The following is a 17,695-nucleotide window of genomic DNA, read 5'->3' as shown; positions in this document are numbered from 1 at the left end:
ACCGACAAAAACCGGGGCTAATTCGCAAAACCACACCACCATGGTGCGGAACGGCGAATTAGTCCCGGTTTTCTACTGAACTGTTGAAGCTACGCCCGGCGCACCTGCACGCCGTCGGACTGCAGGAAAAGCTGGGTCTCGGACGGCCCGGCGGGGACCAACCAGAGCACATTTCCGCTCAGTGAGACTTCTTCGACCTCACCGGCCGCAATGACCTGTGCGTGCTTGACGATTTCGACCCGTTCGCCGACCCGGAGGCCGCTCCAGTCGGAAACCGTAGCTGCGGATGCAAGGCGTCTGGACAGTACCGTGCCGCGTGCTTTCATAGAACTCTTACCCCTTTGTATGTGTTCTTTGCCACAACTTCGTTGGTGTGGACTTTCCATTTGTACTACAGTTCCCGGGCCCCCGCCTTCCGTGTCGCCAAAGATTTCGGGGACGCCGGGAATTGTTCAGCCGCCGTGCACTTTGTTTCTTCTCAGGCGAGATTTCCCACGGCGGATTCGGCCGCCGCACGGACCTTGCCCGACGCCACCAGGGCGTCCGCCGCCTCAAGCTCCGGCGACAGGAACCTATCGGTGCCCGGACCGTCGACGACGTCGCGCAGCGCAGCGATCACGGCCGCGCCTGCAGGACCCGGCGTGAGTTCGCCGCCGGAGAGCTGGGTGCGGATGTCCAGTGCCCGGGCCGAGGTCACCAGTTCGATCGCCAGGACGCGGCGCAGGTTCTCGACCGCGCGGCGGAGCTTGCGGGCCGCGTGCCAGCCCATGGAGACGTGGTCCTCCTGCATCGCCGAGCTCGGGATCGAGTCCACCGACGCAGGGACGGCCAGCCGCTTGTTGTCCGAAACCAGGCCGGCCTGTGTGTACTGGGCGATCATGAGGCCCGAGTCGACGCCGGGGTCCGAGGCCAGGAAGGCCGGCAGCCCGTGCGAGCGCGCCGGGTCCAGCATCCGGTCGGTCCGGCGCTCGGCGATGGAGCTCAGGTCCGCGACGGCGATCGCGAGGAAGTCCAGCACGTAGCCCACCGGGGCGCCGTGAAAGTTGCCGTTGGAGCTGACCCGGCCGTCGGGCAGGACCACCGGGTTATCGATCGCGGCGGCCAGTTCGCGGGAGGCGACCATGGCGGCATGGTCCACGGTGTCGCGGACCGCGCCGGCCACCTGCGGTGCGCAGCGCAGCGAGTAGGCGTCCTGGACCTTGGTGTCGTTGATCCGGTGCGAGGCCACGATCGGCGAGTTGGACAGGACCCGGAGCATGTTGTCGGCAGCGGCGGCCTGGCCCGGGTGCGGGCGGAGGACTGCGTGCAGCTCGGGCAGGAACACCTGGTCCGTGCCGAGCAGCGCCTCGACGCTGAGCGCGGCGGTGATGTCCGCCGTCGTAAGCAACTGGCGGATGTCCGCGATGGCCATCAGCAGCATGCCGAGCATGCCCTCCGTGCCGTTGACGAGGGCCAGGCCCTCCTTCTCGGCGAGGGTGACGGGTTCGATCCCGTGTTCGGCGAGGAGTTCGGCGACGGTACGGCCGCCCTTGGTGCCATAAAGCTCACCGTCGGGGCCGGTCGCTTCGCCTTCGCCCATCAGGACCAGGGCGCAGTGGGACAGCGGCGCCAGGTCCCCCGAGCAGCCGAGGGATCCGAATTCGCGGACCACCGGGGTGATGCCGGCGTTGAGCACGTCCACCATGGTCTGCAGCACCACCGGGCGGACGCCGGTCCGGCCGGAGGCCAGGGTCTTGGCGCGCAGGAACATGATGCCGCGGACCACTTCGCGTTCCACGGCCGGGCCCATGCCGGCGGCGTGGCTGCGGATCAGCGACTTCTGCAGCTGGGTGCGAAGCTCGTTGGGGATGTGCCGGTTGGCCAGCGCTCCGAAGCCGGTGGAGATGCCGTAGGCGGGGACCTCGCTGTGGGCGAGGTCGTCGATGTGGGCGCGGACCTTGGCGACGGCGTCGAGGGCGTCCTGGGCGATGGTCACGTGGGCGTCGTGGCGGGCGACGGCGACGACGTCTTCGGGGGTCACGCCGCTGGAGCCGAGGGTGACGGTGAGCGGTTCGTGGGTCAGTACAGACATGGTGTTCCTACTTCTTTGCTTCTGCGGAGTCTGTGGACTCCTGCATGGGGATGCGGACGCCGCGTTCCTTGGCGACCTCGACGGCGCGGTCGTAGCCGGCGTCGGCGTGGCGGATGACGCCCATGCCGGGGTCGTTGGTGAGGAGGCGTTCGAGTTTCTGCGCGGCGAGGTCCGTGCCGTCGGCGACGGAGACCTGGCCGGCGTGGATCGAGCGGCCGATGCCGACGCCGCCGCCGTGGTGGAGGGAGACCCAGGTGGCGCCCGAGGCGGTGTTGAGCAGGGCGTTGAGCAGCGGCCAGTCGGCGATCGCGTCGGAGCCGTCGGCCATGGCCTCGGTTTCGCGGTACGGGGAGGCGACGGAGCCGGAGTCGAGGTGGTCGCGGCCGATCACGATGGGCGCCTTGACCTTGCCTTCCTTGACGAGCTGGTTGAACAGCAGGCCGGCCTTGGCGCGTTCGCCATAGCCCAGCCAGCAGATGCGGGCCGGCAGGCCCTCGAACTCGACGCGTTCCTGCGCGGCGTCGATCCAACGGTGCAGGTGCTTGTTCTCGGGGAAGAGGTTTTTAATGGCGGCATCCGTGACCGCGATGTCCTCGGGGTCACCGGAGAGGGCAACCCAGCGGAACGGGCCGAGGCCCTCGCAGAACAGCGGGCGGATGTAGGCCGGGACGAAGCCGGGGAATTCGAAAGCGCGGTTGTAGCCGCCCTTGCGGGCCTCGTCACGGATGGAGTTGCCGTAGTCGAAGACCTCGGCGCCGGCGTCCTGGAACTCGACCATGGCCTGGACGTGCTTGGCCATCGAGGCCTGGGCCTTCTTGGTGAAGCCTTCGGGATCGGCGGCGGCCTCGCGGTGCCATTCCTCGACCGTGATTCCCTCGGGCAGGTAGCTCAGGGGGTCGTGCGCGGAGGTCTGGTCGGTGACGATATCCACGGTGAGCTCGCCGGCATTGTGTCGGCGCAGGATCTCGGGGAAGACCTCGGCGGCGTTGCCGACGTAGCCCACGGACCAGCCGCGGCGCTCTTCCTTGGCCTTGAGGACCTTGGCGATCGCGGTGTCGAGGTCCGTTTCGACCTCGTCGAGGTATCGCTTGCCGGCCCGGCGGCGGAGGTGGCTTTCGTCGACGTCGACAATCAGGCAGGCGCCGTCGTTCAGGGTGACGGCGAGCGGCTGGGCGCCGCCCATGCCGCCGCAGCCGCCGGTGAGGGTCAGGGTGCCGGCGAGCGTGCCGTTCTCGTCCCCGGTGAGCTTGCGGGCGATTGCCGCGAAGGTCTCAAAGGTGCCCTGCAGGATGCCCTGGGTGCCGATGTAGATCCAGGAGCCGGCGGTCATCTGGCCGTACATCATCAGGCCCTCGGCCTCGAGCCGGCGGAACTCGGGCCAGTTAGCCCAGTCGCCGACGAGGTTGGAGTTAGCCAGCAGCACGCGCGGCGCCCATTCGTTGGTGCGGAAGACGCCCACCGGCTTGCCGGACTGGACCAGAAGGGTCTCGTCCTTTTCCATGGTTTCCAGGGTGCGGGTGATCGCGTCGAACGCGGCCCAGGACCGGACGGCGCGGCCGGTGCCGCCGTAGACCACCAGGTCATCGGGGCGCTCGGCGACCTCGGGGTCGAGGTTGTTCATGAGCATGCGCAGCGGGGCTTCCGTCTGCCAGCTCTTGGCGGTGAGCTCGGTGCCGCGGGCTGCTTTGACCGGGCGGGCACCGGTGGTGAAATCGGCGGGTGCCATGAGGGTCTCCTTTGTTGCTGGATGTGGTGCTGGCTGGTGTCTGTGCTGGGTGAATCGGGAGGAATGAGGTTCTGTATCAACTAAAGCCCCTTCGAGGCCGTGGAAACAGGCCCACCGCGGGGGTGCTGTCCGGGATTCCAGACCCTCCCCCTCCCCCCGTTGCGCTATCACTTCCGGTTGCTAAAACGGGGGCAAAGTCAAGTAGTCGCAGCAACGCCGGGGTTTAAGCCGCCGCTTGTAGCAGCTGGTTCAGCCGGTTGGCTGGGGTTTCGAGGTTGAGGGTTGGCCGGGGCCGGCGGTTGAGTTTCGCGGCGACCCGGCGGAGGTCCTCGGGGGTGTGGACGGAGAGGTCCGAGCCTTTCTCGAACCAGAACCTGAGGAGGCGGTTGGTGTTCTCGTTGGACCCGCGTTGCCAGGGTGAGTGCGGGTCGCAGAAGTAGAGCGTGGTGTCCAGCGCGGTCTGGATCCGGGCATACTCGGCGAGTTCCGAGCCGCGGTCCCAGGTGATCGAGCGCCGCAGGTGATCCGGGAGCTGGCCCATCTCCCGGATCATCGCGGCCGCAACGGTGTCGGCGGTGTGATTCCCGGGGAGGTGGAGGAGGATCGTGAACCGGGTCGAGCGTTCGACGAGGGTGCCGATCGCTGTCCCGTCGGAGCCGATGATGAGGTCCCCCTCCCAGTGCCCGGGGACCGCCCGCTCCTGGGCATCGGCGGGGCGCTCACTGATCTTGAACGCTTCCTTGTAGGGACTGTTCGCGTGCCGGTCCGCGGTGTGGGGAACACGTTGCTTCCGCTTCAGGGACAGCTTCTCCGCCAGGTCCGCCCGCAGACTTCCGCGGGTTTGAACGTATAACGCCTGATAGATCGTCTCGTGGCTCACCTGCATAGTCTGATCACCGGCGAAGTAGAACGCCAACATGGCCGAGATCAGTTTCGGGCTCCACCCGTCATCCATCCACACCCCGATCAGCCGGCAGAGCGCCTCGTCCTGGACCAGTTTCAGCGGCTTGGGCCGGCGCCGGGCCTGGTGGGCCCTCGCATGGGCCACCGAGGCGTAGTACTCCCCGTCCGTGCCGGTGTTGCGGTTCACCTCGCGCCAGACCACGGACTTGTTGCGGCCGATCGCCTCGCCAATCCTGGCGTAACTGAGCCCGCTGCGCCGGCCCATCTGGATCATCCCCCGCTCAGCCAGGTTCAAGGCCCGCCCGCCCGGCCCCTCCGGGGAAGGGGCCGGATCCGAAAGACCCCCGACGGGCCCCATGCTCACAGTCATCATCTGGCCAGACTGGGCCCACCAGTTCCTCCCGGTCCCATGCGTGGCCCCGACACACCGGGCCGCAGCAAGAATCGACATCCCCGAGCACACCAGATCGAAGAACTCAGTGCGCGCATCCAGGGAAAACACATTGACCATCTAACGCTCCATCAATCAGAGCGTTGCTGCGACCATATGAATTTGCCGGGGGAATGGCAGCGCTAGGTGATAGCGCAACCGGGGTGTGGAAGGGGGCGGTGGGGCATGGGGTCAGGCGGGGCGGCCGTGGATCCGGACCGAGAGCTCGTCGGCGACCTTCTGGACCCGGGCGGCCAGGGCCGGCCACTGGTCCGGGGGCAGCTTGTCCTCGAGGAAGGTCACGGCGACGGCGGCGGTGGGCCACCCCACGTGGTCGGTCACGGCGGCGGCGATCGAGCCGAATCCGGGGGTCACCTCGCCGTGTTCGGTGGCGTAGCCGCGCTGCCGGACCTGGTCCAGATGGGAGGACAGTGCGGAGTACTTCATGATGGGCGATTCGGTTTCGTGCCGGGCCGTGAAGGCGGCGGCGTTCGGGTACAGCGCCCGCACCTGGGACTTCGGCAGCGCGGCGAGGATGGCCCGCCCGCTGGCGGTGAGATGGCTGGGCAGCCGGACGCCGACGTCGGTCACCAGGGACGGCCGGTTCTTGGCCCGCTCCTCCACGATATAGAGCACGTCGCGGCCGTGCAGCACGGCGAGATGCGCGCTTTCGCCAATCACGTCCACGAGCGAGGCGAGCATCGGCCGGCCCAGCCGGGACAGCGGCTCCTGCCGGGAATAGGCCGAGCTGAGCTCGAACGCGCTGATGCCCAGGCCGTAGCGCTGCTCCTCATGCAGATGGAGCACGAAGCCGTTCGCTTCCATCACTCCGAGCAGGTGGTAGACGCTGGAGCGCGGCAGTCCCAACGCGGTGGCAATGTTCGACGCCGCCATCGGTCCGCGCCGGGAGGCCAGCAGCTTGAGGATGCGCAGGGTGTTTTCGGCGGCCGGCACCTTCGACGCCACCTTGGCGCCGGCGGTCCTGCGGGCGGCTTTGGGCGCAGGCGTGCCGGCGGCGTGCGTGGCGGACTGACCCACGGGCGCGTCAGGCGCTGCGGGGACTGCTGGCGGAGTCGCGGCGGCGGGGCTCACGACGGTGCTGGTGGGTGGCATGGATCCTCTTCAGGGTCGGGCGGTGTCCGGTATCCCGTACTTAAGCATGCGCCCGACGCCGCACAACTGACAGCCTCCCACAGTAACCAATGTCTGGGATTCCGGACACCTTGCGCGTGCCTGTGGCTGGTGCCGGGGACTTTCAGTCAAATGACAGCGGTGCAAAAAATCCAAGCAAGCCCCGTTCGGGTGTTCCTTTTGGCCCTTCCCCAGAGCCAAAACACCGGATTACCGTTGAGGCAGCACCAGTCCGCCGGCTGCGGCAGCAGCGGCCGGTCCGGTACCCCTACTGCTCCGAATCAGTTTCAGAGACGATTTAGAGGCTAGGACCAGGAGTGACCATGAGCGTTCAACACGAACCCGACCGCAATGGAGCGGCGACGCTGCGGCGGCACGTCCTCCCGACGGAACTGGGCTCCTGCACGGTGCGGGTCCAGCACGGCACCGGAAGCCGGTGTCCCGCGCCCGGCACAGCGGATGTCTACCTTCACGGCGCCGCGGGATCCTGGACTTCCTTTCCGCCGATACTTTCCGGGCCTCCGGCCCATGACCGCGTGCTGATTGATCTGCCGGGCTGGGGCGAATCCACGAAGGGCGCCCGGCTGGAACATTTCAGTATCGAGGCGATGGCACAGGTTGTCACCGACGTTTTGAACTCGCTCGGCTACCGGCGATGGAACCTGGTGGGCCACTCCATGGGAGGATTCCTGGCATTGCACATTGCCGCGGCCTGGCCGGACCGGACGGCCAGCGTCGCCACCATTTCGGCCACCACATTCGGCGTGTCCGAGGCGGCCAGGCGGCCTCTACACAGCCTGGCCAGCTTCCCGGCGTTTGTCGGCATGCTGCTGCTCATGCGCTCCGTGGCGGCCCTGGGTCCGGCAGCGCCGGCGCTGGTCCGAGCAGTCGGCAGCACACCCGTGACGGGACTGGTGTTGTCCCCGTTCTTCGCAGATCCCGCAACCATATCGGCCGGGGTGATCCGCGGGCTGGGCGACGACGCCCGGCCAGCCAGCTTCTCCGCGGCGGCCCGCGCCGCGGCGCACTACGACTTTGGCCAGTGGCGCGGCATCCGCTGCCCGGTACTCGCGACGCGCGGGGACAGCGATGTGTTCACGCCTCCGTCTGACCTGAACCGGCTGGCCGAAATAGTCCCGCACGCCCAGCTCGTCACGATCCCGGGTTGCGGCCACTTCGCCAATATCGAGCGGCCCGAGTACCTGCAACGGCTCCTCGATGACCTGCGGTCGCCATGAAGTGTCCGCTGGCGATGGGCGGCCTGATCCCGGGATGGTTCCCCGGCGGAAAGTAGTGAAAGCATGGTTCGAGCGTTGTCGGGCAGGGTCGCTCTCGTCGCCGGGGCCACGCGCGGCGGGGGCCGCGGCACCGCCGTCGCCCTCGGCGAGGCAGGAGCAGTGGTGTACTGCACCGGCCGCACCACCTCCCGCCACCGCTCCGACTACAACCGGCCCGAAACGATCGAAGAGACGGCCGCTCTCGTCAGCGCCGCGGGCGGCACCGGGATCGCCGTCGCCGTCGACCACCGCCAGGCCGCCGAGGTGGAAGCCCTGGTCCAACGGATCGACGCGGAACAAGGCCGGCTGGACATTCTCGTGAACGACATCTGGGGCGGAGAGGACCTCATTGAATGGAACACTCCACTCTGGGCCCACGATCTCAATGCCGGGCTGCAGATGCTCCATCTTGGCCTCGACACCCACCTCATAACCAGCCACTTCGCTCTCCCGCTGCTCACGCGCCGCCCCGGCGGCCTGGTGGTGGAAATGACCGACGGCACCCGCGAATACAACGCACAGCACTACCGGGTGTCCGTGTTTTACGACCTCGTCAAGACCGCGGTGATCCGCCTGGCGTTCAGCCAGGCCGAGGAGCTGAAACCGTCCGGGTGCACCGCCCTGGCACTGACGCCCGGCTGGATGCGCTCCGAGATGATGCTCGAACACTTTGGCGTCACGGAGGCGAACTGGCGGGAGGCCGCCAGCACGCAACCGCACTTTGCCGCGATCTCGGAAAGCCCGCTGTTCGTCGGGCGTGCGGTCGCGGCCCTGGCGGCGGACCCCAACGTGCTCAGCCGCACGGGCGGCTCCTATTCCTCCGGCGCGCTGGCGCGCGAGTACGGTTTCACCGACGCCGACGGCTCGCAGCCGGACTGCTGGAGATACCTCGTGGAAGTCCAGGAGGCGGGGCTCGACGCCGATGCCGCCGGCTACCGCTGACCGCGCGCCCCGGCGGAAGGACTACGATCTGGAGCATGAAGCAGACGTGGGAGCCATCCCAGGACGGCGTCCTGGTCCTTCCGTCCGGCCGGAGCGTCCGCGGCCGTGGGCTGCACTACGCGCTGCCCGAGGGTCCGCTTCCTGACTTCGGCCTCTACCTGCTGGGCAAACAGCCGCCCCGGGTGGAATGGGAGTCCAGGTGGCTGCTCTGGCCCGACCTGCGGCTGCCCGCCAACCACCAAGACGCCGTCGACGCATTCCGGGAGGCCTGGCGCCGGGCCGAGTCCGAGCGGGTTGAAGTGGCCTGCTGGCGCGGCATCGGCAGGACCGGAACCGCACTGGCCTGCATCGCCGTCCTGGATGGAGTCCCGCCCGCCCAGGCGGTGTCCTATGTCCGCCGCAAATACCGGCGCCGGACAGTGGAGACTCCGGGGCAGCGGCGCTACGTCGCCCGCTTTCACGCGGAAACGCCCTAGACCAAGCTCAGTAGGCAAGGCTCAAACGGTGACAACGGCCTTCCCGCGGAGGTGGCCGTCGCGCAGGTCCCGGATTGCCGCAGGCGCGTCCGCCAGGGCATAGCACTTGCCGATGACCGGAGTCACCGCGCCCGCCTCGATGAGCCCGGTCAGGAACCGGAGGTCCTCGGCGCGCTCTGCGGACATGACGCCTGTGAGCCGCTGGCCGACAAACACGGAGAGCAGTGCCGCGCCGAGCGAGCGTCCAATCCCGCCGGCCAGCCGCCCTCCACCTTCCCCGCCGACAATCGCGAGCGTTCCCTTTGGCTTGAGCGCCCGCCGGAGGACGGCGACCGGGCGGTTGCCGGCGGTGTCGACAATGAGGTCGAACTGCCTGGCCCCATCCGCGAAGTCGTCATGCTTGTAGTCGATGACATGGTCCGCGCCGATTGACCGGACCAGATCGGTTTTCGCGGTACTACACACCCCCGTCACCTGTGCCCCAAACGCCTTGGCGAGCTGCACCGCGTACGTGCCCACACCGCCGGCCGCGCCGATCACGAGGACCTCCTGCCCGACTTGGACCCTGCCGGCGTCCCGGAGCGCCTGGAGGGCCGTGACGGCGGAGATCGGGACGGCTGCGGCCTGTTCAAAGCTGAGGTTCTTCGGCTTCAGCGCGAGCCGGCCTTCCTTTGCGCACGCGTATTCGGCGAAGGATCCCTCGCAGGTGCCGTACACCTCGTCCTCCGACCGGAAGCCGACAACGTTCCGGCCGACAGCCTCCACCCGGCCCGCCACGGCCCGGCCCCGAATGCGGGTCTTCGGTTTCCTAAGCCCGTAGCCGACTGCGCGGGTCAGGTACGGAAGACCCGTCATGAGGTGCCACACGCCCTGGTCGACGCCGGCGGCCCGGACCCGGATCAGCACGTCGTCATCGCCGGGCACGGGGGCTTCGACGTCCCGCAGCTCCAACACTTCAACGGAACCGTAAACATCCTGAACGATCGCTTTCATGGTGTTTCTCCTTCAAAGTCGGGGTACTGGAAGACGTCATCGAGCGGAACTTTGAGAACGTGGGCAATCTGGAACGCCAGCTCAAGCGACGGCGAGTAGCGGCCTTGTTCGATGGCGATGACCGTCTGGCGGGTCACGCCGATACGCTCGGCGAGCTCTGCCTGGGTCAGCTCGCCGCTTTCGAAGCGCAGGCGCCGGATGGAGTTCGTGACCCGGGTCGGCTTCACCACGGCTGGAAGCCTTTGCGGTAGGCGACCACCTTGGCCACGGATCCCAGGATCGCCGACAGGACGAAGGCCAGGTAGATGACGTTGGCGATCCAGAAGTGATCGAGCTCGGCCATGGCCAGAAGGAGCGCCGTCACGGCCCCGACGACGAGGAAGGACTGGCCGATGTGCTCGCCGAAGCGGTAGATCTCCTTGTCCCGCTGGTCCTTCATGCCGGCGTCCTTGGCGGACAGCGCCCGGATCACCAGGTGGAGCACGATCGAAAGGCCGATCGAGGCGCCGACCGTCCACAGCAGCGGCGCCACGTACGGCACTTCCGTGAGCGGCATGGTGCCGGCCAGGCCAAAAACGACGGCGAGGTACACGGCATAGGTTGCGGCCGCTAGCACCCCCATGATCCAGGCGCTCTTCTCTTCAAATGACATCTGCCGCTCCCGGGCCACCAGCGCTATGTAAAACAAACCTGACATCCCCAAAGTAAAGAAAACCTGACATGGTGTCAAGAGTTTTCGACTCGCTTGAGGCTTGGGTTCGACGGCGGCGGCGGCCGGGGCCGCCCCCGCCCCGGCTGCCGCACGTGGTCCCCGCGCGGAGTTTCCCCACCTTTGCCACCACGACGCCGGGACGCGCCGCCGTCGCGGGACCACACGCCGCCGGGCCCCGCCAAAGGTGGGGAATCCCAGCGGCGCGGCTGCCGCACAGTCTGAAATCAAAGACACGAAGTTCCCGTGAGACTCCTCACAGCAAGGCCGGACATGGTCTGCTGGATGGCGATCCCCCTCCCAATGACGAGAAGGTATTCGCATGCAACAAGCCCAAACCGCCACGAAGCCGGCACCTGACGAAGCCGGCACCGGCAGCGCCGTCACCGCCGTCGGCGCAGCCGTCGACTCCGTGCTCAGCCGGGGACTCAATGTCCGGCACATCCGCTTCATGGCGCTGGGATCGGCGATCGGCACGGGGCTGTTCTACGGCTCCGCCTCCGCCATCCAGAAGGCCGGGCCCGCCGTCTTGCTCGCCTACATGATCGGCGGCGCCGCAGTCTTCATGGTGATGCGCGCCCTGGGTGAAATGGCGGTGCGGCATCCGGTGTCCGGGTCCTTCGGCCAGTACGCGAGCCGCTACCTGGGTCCGCTGGCCGGGTTCGTCACCGGCTGGACTTATGTCTTCGAGATGGCGATCGTGGCCATCGCGGATGTCACGGCGTTCAGCATCTACATGGGATTCTGGTTCCCCGGCGTGGAGCGCTGGGTCTGGATCCTGGCCATCATCTTCTTCCTGGCGGCCCTGAACCTGCTTAGCGTCAAGGTGTTCGGCGAGCTGGAATTCTGGTTCTCCCTGATCAAGGTTGCCGCCATCATCGCCATGATCGCGGGCGGGGCGGCGATCATCGTCTTCGGCTTCCAGGCCGGCGGCGCCACCGTGGCGCCCGGGCTCGGCAACCTCGTGGACCACGGGGGCCTGTTCCCCAACGGGTTCGAAGGGCTCCTGGCATCCTTCGCCGTCGTGATGTTTGCGTTTGGCGGCGTGGAGACCCTCGGCATCACCGCCGGTGAAGCCGCCGACCCGAAAAAGGTCATCCCCAAGGCCGTCAACACCGTTCCCGTCCGGGTCCTGCTGTTCTATGTGCTGACGCTCGGCGTGCTGATGAGCCTGTTCCCGTGGGACGAAATTGGCAGCAACGGCAGCCCCTTCGTGCAGATCTTCAGCGGCCTGGGCATCCCGGCCGCGCCCCACATCCTCAACGCGGTGGTCATCACGGCGGCGCTCTCGGCCGTCAACAGCGACATCTTCGGCGCCGGCCGGATCCTCTTCGGCCTTGCCCGGCAGGGCCACGCCCCGGCGAGCTTCGGCAAGGTTTCCCGTCACGGGGTGCCGTGGATGACCGTGGTGATGATGACCGGCATCCTGCTGGTGGGGGTGGTTCTGAACGCCGTGATCCCGGAGGACGTCTTCCTGCTGATCGCCTCGATCGCCACCTTCGCCACCGTATGGGTCTGGGCCATGATCCTTGCCTCCCACGTCGCCATGAAACGCGAGATCGCCCGCAAATCCCTGCCGGCGTCGGAGTTCCCCTCACCGTGGTGGCCCGCCGCTTCCGTGCTGACCATCGCGTTCATGGCCCTCGTGATCGTGATTCTGGGCGTCTTCGAGGACACCCGCGTGGCGCTGTATGTGGGCGCCGTCTGGCTCGGCGTCCTGGTAATCGCCTACCGGCTCTGGGTCCGCGGCCATGGCCGGGCGCGGGCGGAACTCGTGGACGAAACGGCCCAGCTCCCGCAGGTTCCCGCCGGGCGGTAACGGCGCCGGGACGAGGCCTCCCGGGAGCGCCCCCTGCGGGGTTAAGATCAGGCATGGTCCCCGATACCAACGTCCTGGCCTTTGCCCTGGCCTCCCTCGTACTCATCGCCGTCCCGGGGCCCAGCGTGCTGTTCGTGATCGGACGGACCCTGGCCCTGGGACGCAGGGGCGGGCTGTTGAGCGTCCTCGGGAACGCGGCCGGGGAGGTGGTGCAGATCGCCGCCGTGGCCCTTGGCGTCGGCGTGGTGCTGGCCCAGTCCCTGCTGCTGTTCAGCGTGGTGAAATTCGCCGGCGCCGCCTACCTTGTCTACCTCGGGATCCAGGCGATCCGGCACCGTGGCGGCGGCCCGGCGACGGCGTCCTCCCCGAACCCATCCTCGACCGCCCGGGTGCTGCGGGAGGGCTTCATTGTGGGTGCGACCAACCCCAAGTCGATTGTGTTCTTCGTAGCCGTGCTTCCGCAGTTTGTGGACTACTCCGCCGGCGCGATTCCGGTGCAGCTCGGTACGCTGGGTGCCATCTTCCTGCTGATTGCCCTGGTTTCAGACAGTACGTGGTCCCTCGCGGCGGGAACGGCCCGGCACTGGTTTGCCCGCTCCCCCCGGCGGATCGCCGCGCTCAGCACCACCGGCGGCGTGATGATGATCGGGCTGGGCGGCACCCTGGCCCTCGTGGGCAACTCCGCGGAGTTCCAGCGGGGCGACTGACCGGGCAACCCAAGCGGGCAACCGGGCCGGGCCACCCAGCCGGGCAACCCAGCCAGTGGTCGGCTACCGGGCGGACCAGCCGCCGTCCATCGTGTAGCTGGCACCGGTGACCATGCCGGCGTCGTCGGATGCCAGCCACGTCACCAGGGACGCCACTTCCTCGGGCTCCACGAGCCGCTTGACCGCCGATTCGGTCAGCATGATCTTGGCGAGCACCTCGGACTCCGGGATGCCATGCACCTTGGCCTGGTCGGCGATCTGCGCCTCGACCAGGGGTGTCCGGACGTAGCCGGGGTTGATGCAGTTGGACGTGACTCCGTGCGCCCCGCCTTCGAGTGCCGTCACCTTGCTCAGGCCTTCCAGTCCGTGCTTGGCCGAGACGTAGGCGCTCTTGAACGGCGAGGCCCGCAGCCCGTGTACGGAGGACAGGTTGATGATCCGGCCGAAGTTGTTGGCGTACATGTGCGGCAACGCGGCCCGGATCAGCAGGAACGGCGCCTCAAGCATGAGGGTGATGATGCGGCGGAAGTCGGCCGGATCGAACTCCTCGATGGGGCTGATGCGCTGGATCCCGGCGTTGTTGACCAGGATGTCGCAGTCCAGGCTGAGCGTCTGGAGGGATTCGACGTCGAGCAGGTTGACGGCCCAGGCGGTGCCGCCGACCTCGTCGGCGAGGTCAGCGGCGGCCGACTCGTCCATGTCCGCGATCACAACTTTGGCCCCGCGCGCCGCCAGGGCGCGGACGCTGGCTGCGCCGATCCCGCCGGCGCCGCCGGTGACCAGGGCCTTGCGTCCGTTCAGCGTGTTTTCCATAACTCAGCCTTCCATATCAAGAAATTCGATGAGGCGGCCGGCTCCAGCGTGGCTGGAGCCGGCCCAAACTCAAGCAGCCCAGTTACTCAAGCGGCCCAGTTACTCAGGCAGCCCAGTGACAAAAGCAGCTCAGCGCATGGCTGCTACGGGCAGGCCTTCGCGTTCGGCGTCGGCCCGGTCCACGTCCTCCAGTGCGATGCCCTTGGTTTCCTTCAGGCTCAGCACTGCCACGGTGGTGATGGCGCAGGCGACAACCAGGTAAATCGCGGTGGGCAGCCAGGAGCCGGTGTCCTTGAGCCACTGGGTGGCCAGGAGCGGCGCCAGAGAACCGGCGAAGATCGAGGTGACCTGCGAGCCCAGGGAGACTCCGGCGTACCGCATCCGGGTCGGGAACAGCTCCGACATGAGGGCCGGCTGGCCGGCATACATGAAGGCGTGCAGGCACAGGCCGATCGTAACGGCCAGGACGATGATCACCGGATTGCGGGTATCGAACATCGGGAAGGCGAAGAACGGCCAGGTCGCACCGGTGATGGCACCGACCAGGTAGACCGGCTTCCGGCCCCAGCTGTCCACGAGGCGCCCCACCTGCGGGATGACCAGGAAGTGGATGACGTGGGCGATCAGCAGGGCCAGCAGCAGCGAGGAGGTGTCGTACTTGTGCACGGACTTCAGATAGACGATCGCGAAGCTGACCACGAGGTAGTACATGATGTTTTCCGCGAACCGGAGGCCCATGGCCTGCAGGATGCCCTTGGGGTATTTGCGGATGACTTCGCGGACGCCGTAGCTGGCAGACTGCTCCTCTTCCAGCTGGGCCTTGGCCTCGAGGAAGATGGGCGATTCGGAGACGTGGGTGCGGATGTAGTAACCGACAAACACGATCACGGCGGAGAGCCAGAACGCCACACGCCAGCCCCAGCTGAGGAAGTCGGCGGCGCTGAGCACGTTGGACATGATGAACAGGACCAGGGTGGCCAACAGGTTGCCCACAGGAACGGCGGCCTGGGGCCAGCTGGACCAGAAGCCGCGGGACTTGTTGGGGCTGTGCTCGGCGACCAGCAGGACAGCGCCGCCCCATTCGCCGCCGAGGGCGAAGCCCTGGATGAAGCGCAGGAAGACCAGCAGCGCCGGCGCCAGGTAGCCGACGGTGGCGAAGCCCGGGAGGCAGCCCATCAGGAAGGTGGAGACACCGATGATGATGATGGTGAGCTGCAGGGTGGGCTTGCGGCCGAGCTTGTCGCCGATCTGGCCAAAGACAATGCCGCCCAGCGGGCGGGCCACGAAACCGACGGCGTACGTCAGGAACGCCTGGATGATGCCGTCCAGCTCGTTGCCGGTGGCGGGGAAGAAGTACTTGCCGAACACCAGGGTGGCGGCGGTGGCATAGAGGAAGAATTCGTACCACTCGACGACGGTTCCCACCATCGAGGCTGCGACGATTTTCTTGAGCCCGGAACCCTTGGATGCGGGTGCTTCGGGGGGTGTTGCAGAGCGTTCGTTTACGCTCATTTGGTTCTCCTTAGTGTCCACGGTGACACGCGCCGTGACGCACGGCACTGAAATGGCTCCATTGAGTATTGCCGCACATTCACGGCGATTCAATGGCCAAACCGGCACCCGGTATGTGCAGAATTGCAGATATGAACGCCAATCCCGATGATCTGCTGGTCCTGCTCGCGGTGTCCCGTTCGGCAAAATTTACGACGGCGGCCCAGACTCTCGGGCTGAACCACACCACCGTCTCCCGGCGGATCGCTGCGCTGGAGAAGGCGCTGGGCGGCCGCGTGCTCTCGCGTGCGTCCGGCGGCTGGGAGCTCACCGAGCTCGGTGCCGAGGCCGTGCGGGTGGCCGAGCAGGTCGAGAGCGCCGTGCGCACGCTGGAGCAGCCCGGGCATACCCCGGACCCTGTCACCGGCGTCGTCCGGATGACCGCGACGGACGGCTTCAGCGCCTACATCGCCGCCCCGGCTGTGGCCCGGCTCCGCCGCGACCATCCCGGCCTCAGCGTAGAGATCATCACCGTGACGCGCCGGGCGCTCCAGCAGCGTTCCGGCCTGGACATCGAGGTGGTGGTCGGCGAGCCGCAGGTGCACCGGGCAGAGGCCGCGCAGCTCGGCGAGTACATGCTGGGAATGTATGCCTCCCGCGGCTACCTGGCCGAGTACGGCACCCCGGCCACCGTGGAGGAACTCACGGCCCACCCGCTGGTCTATTTCGTCGATTCGATGCTGCAGGTGGACGATCTGGACGCCCCGCGGCGGCTGGTGCCCACCATGCGGGACGGGCTGAGCTCCACCAACGTCTTTGTCCACGTGGAGGCCACCCGCGCCGGCGCCGGGATCGGGTTCCTGCCCTGCTTCGCGGCCGACCTGCATCCGGACCTCGTCCGGCTCCTGCCAGAGGAATTCGCGGAACTGCTCCCGTATTGGATGGTGCTCCGGCCCGATTCGATGCGCCGGCCGGCAGTGGCGGCCCTCGTGCAGGCACTGCGGGAGCAGACCGCGGCACACCGCGATGCCCTGCTGGGGCGGGGAGCAACCAAATCGATTGCTCCGTAGGCGCCCTTATGGCGCCCCAAAAGGGCCGTTACGGAGCAGTCGGCCGTTCAGTCGGGGTCTCAGCCGGCGTCTCGGCCGGGATGGAACCTGCCGGGTCATGGCGGACGGCGGCGCCGGCGGCGAACGCCCGCACCTTCCCGTCGTTCCAGATGTGCGCCGGCACCGCACCGCCGAGCAGACGGCGCGCCAGGGCAGGATCGTCGTCGAACGGGAGGTCGCTGCCGGCCATGATCATGTTGCCGTAGCGCCGGCCCTTGAGCATGGCCGGATCCGCGATGATCACGGTGTAGGCAAAGGCGTCGGCGATGGTGGCGGCGTCTTCGCGGGCATTCTTGAGGTCCGGGGCGTCGCCTGAGTTCACCACGTAGATCCCGCCTGGTGCCAGGACGCGCTTGGCGTGCTCGGTGAATTCCCGGGTGGTCAGCGGCCGCGGGGTCAGCGAGCCGGCGAAGACGTCGCGAATGATCAGGTCCCGGGTCTGCGGGGTCAGGCTCTCGGTGACTTCCCGGGCCTCTCCCACGCGCAGGCGCAGCAGCGGGGCCTTGGGCAGGTCAAACCATCCCCGGACGTAGTCGGCGAGCTTGCCATCCAGCTCCACCACGACCTGGCGGACGTCTGGATAGGCGGCGTGGAAATAGCGGGCCAGTGAGCATGCTCCTCCGCCGAGGTGCAGGGCGCGCAGCCTGGGCTCTGAATCGCGCGGCCAGCGCGACTCCACAAGGGCGGCGATCCAGCGCATGTACTCGAAGTCCAGGAACAACGGGTCCGCGAGGTCAATGTGCGAGCTCATGACTCCGTTGATGCGCAGGAGCCAGCCGGTGGAATTGTCCTGGTCCGGGATCAACTCGCAGTCCCCCGTGTCGATGTAATACACCCCGGCCACAGGACCGGCCGGCCGGGAACCCTTGGGCACTTCCACCACTCCTGGCTCGGCGGTTCCCGCGCCCCGCCCCCTGCCCCGCTTGGCCATCAGTTATCCCCCGCGTTGTGCATGTTTCAACCCTAGTTCACCGGCAGTACTTCACTAGCAGGGGTGCCCCGGACCCCGTTCGCCGGCTGGAATGGCCCCGCACGGCCGGGCACAGGCAGTCCGCGGGACCAAAGCCCCTACCCATTCCCGGACCGCAGCGTTCTACT

Annotated in this window: 17 protein-coding genes; 6 read left to right on the top strand and 11 right to left on the bottom strand. The window is 67.6% G+C overall.

The genetic code is table 11. The features are described 5' to 3' along the window. Positions 1-89 precede the first annotated feature (89 nt). From BLS42_RS07905 to BLS42_RS07885, 5 genes are all read right to left on the bottom strand, one after another. Positions 90-326, bottom strand: coding sequence for a hypothetical protein (locus tag BLS42_RS07905; protein ID WP_090579075.1), 237 nt, complete (start codon positions 324-326; stop codon positions 90-92). 152 nt (positions 327-478) lie between these two features. Beyond that, positions 479-2,071 carry a histidine ammonia-lyase gene (gene hutH, locus BLS42_RS07900; protein ID WP_090579072.1) on the bottom strand — a complete coding sequence of 531 codons (1,593 nt, stop codon included), beginning with the start codon at positions 2,069-2,071 and terminating at the stop codon, positions 479-481. Positions 2,072-2,078: 7 nt separating this feature from the next. Further along, entirely contained in the window at positions 2,079-3,797 is a 1,719-nt protein-coding gene (locus BLS42_RS07895) for a urocanate hydratase (protein ID WP_090579069.1), read from the bottom strand. A gap of 223 nt (positions 3,798-4,020) precedes the next feature. Further along, complete coding sequence (locus tag BLS42_RS07890) at positions 4,021-5,211, bottom strand: IS30 family transposase (protein WP_090579066.1); 1,191 nt, start codon at positions 5,209-5,211, stop codon at positions 4,021-4,023. Positions 5,212-5,322: 111 nt separating this feature from the next. Further along, positions 5,323-6,243 (bottom strand): IclR family transcriptional regulator, encoded by a 921-nt coding sequence (locus BLS42_RS07885; protein WP_256336330.1) that lies wholly within the window; start codon positions 6,241-6,243, stop codon positions 5,323-5,325. Between the two features lie 341 nt (positions 6,244-6,584). On the opposite strand from BLS42_RS07885, the gene BLS42_RS07880 reads away from it, so the two are divergent. The 3 genes from BLS42_RS07880 (at position 6,585) to BLS42_RS07870 (ending at position 8,956) form a co-directional block, all read left to right on the top strand. Continuing rightward, positions 6,585-7,499, top strand: coding sequence for an alpha/beta fold hydrolase (locus BLS42_RS07880; RefSeq protein ID WP_090579063.1), 915 nt, complete (start codon positions 6,585-6,587; stop codon positions 7,497-7,499). 63 nt (positions 7,500-7,562) lie between these two features. Then, positions 7,563-8,480 (top strand): SDR family oxidoreductase, encoded by a 918-nt coding sequence (locus BLS42_RS07875; protein WP_090579060.1) that lies wholly within the window; start codon positions 7,563-7,565, stop codon positions 8,478-8,480. A 35-nt stretch (positions 8,481-8,515) separates the two neighbouring features. After that, the gene (locus tag BLS42_RS07870) at positions 8,516-8,956 is read left to right on the top strand and encodes a protein-tyrosine phosphatase family protein (RefSeq protein WP_090579057.1); all 441 of its coding nucleotides are present in this window, start codon (positions 8,516-8,518) and stop codon (positions 8,954-8,956) included. Between the two features lie 21 nt (positions 8,957-8,977). On the opposite strand, the gene BLS42_RS07865 is transcribed toward BLS42_RS07870, so the two are convergent. Genes BLS42_RS07865 through BLS42_RS07855 form a run of 3 tightly spaced genes read right to left on the bottom strand, consistent with a single transcriptional unit; the run spans position 8,978 to position 10,601 of the window. Further along, positions 8,978-9,949: an NAD(P)-dependent alcohol dehydrogenase gene (locus BLS42_RS07865; RefSeq protein ID WP_090579054.1), complete on the bottom strand. Its 972-nt coding sequence runs from the start codon at positions 9,947-9,949 to the stop codon at positions 8,978-8,980. After that, complete coding sequence (locus tag BLS42_RS07860) at positions 9,946-10,179, bottom strand: helix-turn-helix transcriptional regulator (RefSeq protein ID WP_090579051.1); 234 nt, start codon at positions 10,177-10,179, stop codon at positions 9,946-9,948. Before BLS42_RS07860 ends, BLS42_RS07865 begins: the two co-directional genes overlap by 4 nt. Further along, positions 10,173-10,601, bottom strand: a complete 429-nt coding sequence (locus tag BLS42_RS07855) for a hypothetical protein (RefSeq protein ID WP_090579048.1) — start codon at positions 10,599-10,601, stop codon at positions 10,173-10,175. The genes BLS42_RS07860 and BLS42_RS07855 overlap by 7 nt, the downstream gene beginning before the upstream one ends. 379 nt (positions 10,602-10,980) lie before the next feature. Here BLS42_RS07855 and BLS42_RS07850 point away from each other — a divergent pair, with 379 nt between their 5' ends. Together BLS42_RS07850 and BLS42_RS07845 are read left to right on the top strand one after the other, a co-directional pair. Next, a complete protein-coding gene (locus tag BLS42_RS07850; protein WP_176803271.1) occupies positions 10,981-12,477 on the top strand; it encodes an amino acid permease in 1,497 nt (498 codons plus the stop codon). A 53-nt stretch (positions 12,478-12,530) separates the two neighbouring features. Then, the gene (locus BLS42_RS07845; RefSeq protein WP_090579045.1) at positions 12,531-13,184 is read left to right on the top strand and encodes a LysE family translocator; all 654 of its coding nucleotides are present in this window, start codon (positions 12,531-12,533) and stop codon (positions 13,182-13,184) included. 63 nt (positions 13,185-13,247) lie between these two features. Here the strand turns inward: BLS42_RS07845 and BLS42_RS07840 are convergent, their stop codons facing one another. Continuing rightward, a complete protein-coding gene (locus BLS42_RS07840; protein ID WP_090579042.1) occupies positions 13,248-13,997 on the bottom strand; it encodes a 3-hydroxybutyrate dehydrogenase in 750 nt (249 codons plus the stop codon). 129 nt (positions 13,998-14,126) lie between these two features. After that, entirely contained in the window at positions 14,127-15,509 is a 1,383-nt protein-coding gene (locus tag BLS42_RS07835) for an MFS transporter (RefSeq protein ID WP_090579038.1), read from the bottom strand. Between the two features lie 131 nt (positions 15,510-15,640). On the opposite strand from BLS42_RS07835, the gene BLS42_RS07830 reads away from it, so the two are divergent. Then, positions 15,641-16,558 (top strand): LysR family transcriptional regulator, encoded by a 918-nt coding sequence (locus tag BLS42_RS07830; RefSeq protein ID WP_090579035.1) that lies wholly within the window; start codon positions 15,641-15,643, stop codon positions 16,556-16,558. 28 nt (positions 16,559-16,586) lie between these two features. Here the strand turns inward: BLS42_RS07830 and BLS42_RS07825 are convergent, their stop codons facing one another. Then, positions 16,587-17,528 (bottom strand): spermidine synthase, encoded by a 942-nt coding sequence (locus BLS42_RS07825; RefSeq protein ID WP_090579031.1) that lies wholly within the window; start codon positions 17,526-17,528, stop codon positions 16,587-16,589. Positions 17,529-17,695 lie beyond the last annotated feature (167 nt).

This window comes from Arthrobacter sp. ov407 (assembly GCF_900102895.1).
Taxonomy (GTDB): domain Bacteria; phylum Actinomycetota; class Actinomycetes; order Actinomycetales; family Micrococcaceae; genus Arthrobacter.
Note: the sequence above shows the minus strand (reverse complement) of the source record. Positions and strands in the feature narration are given on the sequence as shown.

Excerpts from the sequence above, each read along its gene's own strand:
- BLS42_RS07905 (WP_090579075.1), bottom strand. The coding sequence starts at position 326 with ATGAAAGCACGCGGCACGGTACTGTCCAGACGCCTTGCATCCGCAGCT.
- hutH (WP_090579072.1), bottom strand. The coding sequence starts at position 2,071 with ATGTCTGTACTGACCCACGAACCGCTCACCGTCACCCTCGGCTCCAGC.
- BLS42_RS07895 (WP_090579069.1), bottom strand. The coding sequence starts at position 3,797 with ATGGCACCCGCCGATTTCACCACCGGTGCCCGCCCGGTCAAAGCAGCC.
- BLS42_RS07890 (WP_090579066.1), bottom strand. The coding sequence starts at position 5,211 with ATGGTCAATGTGTTTTCCCTGGATGCGCGCACTGAGTTCTTCGATCTG.
- BLS42_RS07885 (WP_256336330.1), bottom strand. The coding sequence starts at position 6,243 with ATGCCACCCACCAGCACCGTCGTGAGCCCCGCCGCCGCGACTCCGCCA.
- BLS42_RS07880 (WP_090579063.1), top strand. The coding sequence starts at position 6,585 with ATGAGCGTTCAACACGAACCCGACCGCAATGGAGCGGCGACGCTGCGG.
- BLS42_RS07875 (WP_090579060.1), top strand. The coding sequence starts at position 7,563 with ATGGTTCGAGCGTTGTCGGGCAGGGTCGCTCTCGTCGCCGGGGCCACG.
- BLS42_RS07870 (WP_090579057.1), top strand. The coding sequence starts at position 8,516 with ATGAAGCAGACGTGGGAGCCATCCCAGGACGGCGTCCTGGTCCTTCCG.
- BLS42_RS07865 (WP_090579054.1), bottom strand. The coding sequence starts at position 9,949 with ATGAAAGCGATCGTTCAGGATGTTTACGGTTCCGTTGAAGTGTTGGAG.
- BLS42_RS07855 (WP_090579048.1), bottom strand. The coding sequence starts at position 10,601 with ATGTCATTTGAAGAGAAGAGCGCCTGGATCATGGGGGTGCTAGCGGCC.
- BLS42_RS07850 (WP_176803271.1), top strand. The coding sequence starts at position 10,981 with ATGCAACAAGCCCAAACCGCCACGAAGCCGGCACCTGACGAAGCCGGC.
- BLS42_RS07845 (WP_090579045.1), top strand. The coding sequence starts at position 12,531 with ATGGTCCCCGATACCAACGTCCTGGCCTTTGCCCTGGCCTCCCTCGTA.
- BLS42_RS07840 (WP_090579042.1), bottom strand. The coding sequence starts at position 13,997 with ATGGAAAACACGCTGAACGGACGCAAGGCCCTGGTCACCGGCGGCGCC.
- BLS42_RS07835 (WP_090579038.1), bottom strand. The coding sequence starts at position 15,509 with ATGAGCGTAAACGAACGCTCTGCAACACCCCCCGAAGCACCCGCATCC.
- BLS42_RS07830 (WP_090579035.1), top strand. The coding sequence starts at position 15,641 with ATGAACGCCAATCCCGATGATCTGCTGGTCCTGCTCGCGGTGTCCCGT.
- BLS42_RS07825 (WP_090579031.1), bottom strand. The coding sequence starts at position 17,528 with ATGGCCAAGCGGGGCAGGGGGCGGGGCGCGGGAACCGCCGAGCCAGGA.